Annotated in this window: 1 protein-coding gene; it reads right to left on the reverse strand. The window is 72.0% G+C overall.

Annotated elements, in window-relative coordinates:
• Positions 1 to 229 (reverse strand): TRAP transporter large permease subunit (locus CVH10_RS20320; RefSeq protein WP_369335912.1); only part of this gene is annotated, 229 nt, incomplete at its 3' end.
• Positions 230 to 275 lie beyond the last annotated feature (46 nt).

Raw genomic sequence — 275 nt, forward strand, 5'->3', positions numbered from 1 at the left:
TGTGTTTGCGCGCCATCCAAACGGCCGGAATGATCAGCGCCAGCCCGGCCAGGATGCCGGGGATCATGCCGGCGGCGAAGAGCGCTGGCACCGAGGCGCCGGGCACCAGCACCGAGTACACGATGAACGCGACCGAAGGCGGGATCAGGATGTCCGTCGCCGCTGCCGCGCCGACCACGCTGGCCGAAAAGGCGGGCGGGTAGCCGGCGCGCGACATCGCCGCGATCATCACGGCGCCCACCGCGGCCGCATTCGCCGGGCCCGAGCCCGAGATG

This window comes from Halomonas sp. ND22Bw (assembly GCF_003011945.1).
GTDB classification, from domain to species: domain Bacteria; phylum Pseudomonadota; class Gammaproteobacteria; order Pseudomonadales; family Halomonadaceae; genus Halomonas; species Halomonas halophila.